Source organism: Cupriavidus sp. KB_39 (assembly GCF_052114485.1).
In the GTDB taxonomy this organism is placed as follows: Bacteria; Pseudomonadota; Gammaproteobacteria; order Burkholderiales; family Burkholderiaceae; genus Cupriavidus.
Window position 1 is genome coordinate 1 of sequence record NZ_JBFREV010000097.1, and the last position, 2,857, is coordinate 2,857.

The 2,857-nt window shown below is 57.2% G+C and carries 2 protein-coding genes and 1 pseudogene; all 3 read left to right on the forward strand.

The features are described from left to right. Positions 1–30 precede the first annotated feature (30 nt). A pseudogene (locus AB4Z27_RS28640) lies at positions 31–165 on the forward strand (DNA-deoxyinosine glycosylase); the annotation flags it as partial. A gap of 51 nt (positions 166–216) precedes the next feature. Next, positions 217–1,980, forward strand: a complete 1,764-nt coding sequence (locus tag AB4Z27_RS28645; RefSeq protein ID WP_441645933.1) for a recombinase family protein — start codon at positions 217–219, stop codon at positions 1,978–1,980. Next, positions 1,970–2,473, forward strand: coding sequence for a DNA-deoxyinosine glycosylase (locus AB4Z27_RS28650; protein ID WP_441645934.1), 504 nt, complete (start codon positions 1,970–1,972; stop codon positions 2,471–2,473). The genes AB4Z27_RS28645 and AB4Z27_RS28650 overlap by 11 nt, the downstream gene beginning before the upstream one ends. The last annotated feature ends 384 nt before the right edge of the window (positions 2,474–2,857 follow it).

Here is a 2,857-nt window from a genome sequence, read left to right on the forward strand (position 1 = left end):
GGAGGGGCCGCCAGTGAAGACCCTCCCAAGATGACCACCAAACGCTGTTTCCCGCCGGTCGTCGATGCCCACACCCGCGTCCTCGTGCTCGGCAGCCTGCCGGGCGAGGTCTCGCTCGCCCAGAACCAGTACTACGCGCACAAGCAGAAAGCTTTCTGGTCAATTTGACACCCGGCTTGGATATAATCGGCGGAGCCCTGCCAGCCTGCCGTTTCCATGCCCGCCGCATACTCCTACATCCGGTTTTCCACCCCCGAACAAATCCGAGGCGACTCCCTCCGCCGCCAACTCGAAGCATCCGAGAAATATGCCGCTAGTCACGGGCTGACGCTCGATCAGTCGTTGAGCGTGCGCGACCTCGGCGTTTCGGCCTTCACCGGTTCGAATTTCGAACGCGGCGCTCTTGGTCAATTCGTGGCCGCTATCGACGAAGGGCGCGTACAGCCCGATTCGCATCTGCTGGTCGAATCGCTCGATCGGTTGTCGCGCCTGCCCGTACCAGAAGCGCTGGCCGTGTTCCAGTCCATCATCAATCGCGGCATTACCATCGTGACACTCGTCGATGGGGCTGTATATAGCAAGGACAGGCTCCGGAATGACTGGACTCCGCTGCTGATCGCGTTGGTGAGCATGTCGCGTGCTCACGAAGAATCGGCCGTGAAGTCGCGGCGAATCAAAGCTGCTTACGAGGCTAAGAAGAAGCGAGTCATCGCTAACAAAGAGGTGAAGCTCGGGCGCTGCCCTTGGTGGCTCAAGCTCTCCGATGACAAAACAAGGTATGAAGTCATCGAAGAGAATGCCGTGACGGTCCGATTGATATTCGATCTGGCGAAAGACGGGATGGGCAATGCGTTGATTGTGAAGGAATTGAATCGTCGCGGTATCCCGACAGCGCAACATTCCAAGTACTGGCAGAACAGCACGGTTGGGTTCAATCTGACAAACATCGCTGTCATCGGTGTCCTGCAGATGGATCAGGACAACAATGGGCGTACGACGACCAACACCTTCGTCGAAGACTACTACCCACCGATTATCGACAAGACGCTCTTCTACGAAGTGCAGGCGATGCGCAAGGCTCGCGACCGAAACAAGGGGACAACGAGCGCGGGTCGAAAGGGTCAGTGCTACAACATCTTCCAGGGCACGGCGAAGTGCGGCTATTGCGGAAGTCCGATGCATATTCGACGCAAGCCTGGGATCAACACTGGATTTCTATACTGCTCCGGCGCGTTACAGGGGAGCGGTTGCGTCGGTGTTTCGTATAACATCCGGCAACTCGAATCCGAGTTCATCACGTTCACGCGCGAACTGGATCTTCGTCGAGTCCTTGGAGAGGCATCCGCCGACAACGAGGTGACAGCGAAGCGGGCCAGTTTGGATGCCTGCAATGCCATGGTCGAAGAGACAGAGACGAGGCTCAAGAATCTGATGGCGGCCATCGAAACGGGTGGCGATATGCCGATCCTTATCCAGCGATTGCGGGATGTGGAGGCTCAGCTTAGCGACTTAAAGAAGCAGCGACTTGCTCTGCAAAGCGAAGTGCAGATTTCGTCGAATGCCGCTCGGGACGAACAGGCGTCGCTTGAAGTGCTGAGCCAACTAATGGAGCAGCTTGAATCCAAGGAGACCGGCCTCGATGAAAAGCTGCGGCTGCGGTTTCGGATGCTGAGTGAGGTGCAGAAGGTTATGCACCGACTCGACCTGTTCCCCGGTGGCCCCATGCTCGCGTCGGACGAAATCGAAGCATTGCGCGGTCAGTTGAAGGAGGGTGGTTTCGACGGTAGCCGTGTAGAGGCTTTTTTTTCGCAGCTACCTCTTAAGCCCGATCGGAATGCACGCTATTTCGTCGCACATCTGCGGAACGGCATCAGGCGCACTGTTCGCCAAGGAGCGGCTTTGGAGAGTGACCCATTGCGTTCGCAGAGGGCTATAGCCGCAATAAAGGGAGTGCTTGCGGAGGTGGCCGATGACGCTTAAGCGCTGTTTTCCGCCCGTGGTTGATGCCAACACTCGGGTATTGATTCTCGGTAGCTTGCCCGGCGAAGTTTCATTGGCCCAGGGGCAATACTATGCGCACCGCCAAAATGCCTTTTGGCGGTTGGTTGGCGACGTCCTTGGCGAAGACTTGATTCACATGGACTACCCTGTGCGGTTGCAAACGCTGCTGGCGCGTCACGTCGGTCTATGGGATGTCGTAGCTGAAGCAAAGCGAGAGGGTAGTTTGGACAGCAACATACGCGGTCATGCCGGAAACGATCTGGTGGGTTTGGTCGAGTCGATGCCGAATCTGGCAGCAATCGCGTTCAATGGCGGTACGGCTGAGCGTATTGGTTTGAAGGCTCTCGGTCGGCATGGTGGCAGCCATCGCGTCGTCAGGCTTCCTTCCAGTAGTCCTGCCCACACCATGCCGTACTCGGAAAAACTGCATGCTTGGCGGGAGCTGCAGGAATGGTTGGCCACGTCTCGCTGACGCTCCCGGTGACAACGCGTTCAATTCATTGTTAACTACTGTACGGCGCGAGTTGTCACCGGCCGACGCTTGCTGACAATGGACAGGACGGTCCACAAGATGCGCCGCCAGGGCATCTAGGCTAGCCGCCATGTACGGAACTGCTGACCGAGTTCGAGGGTGTCCCTGGCGGCGTCTTTGGCAATCTGGGCGCTATCCGCTGTCGGGGCATGAATACCGGCTATCGTTCAGACGGCCGCCGAGTCTTTCGGATGACGAAGAACGATGGTATCGGGTAGATCAAAACCACCCGAACGTACTATGATAGCGATCGGCGCGTCGCGTTACAACGCGCCCTCACTGAGAGATCGAAAATAGAGAACTGTAAATAGACGAGGGAAGGAA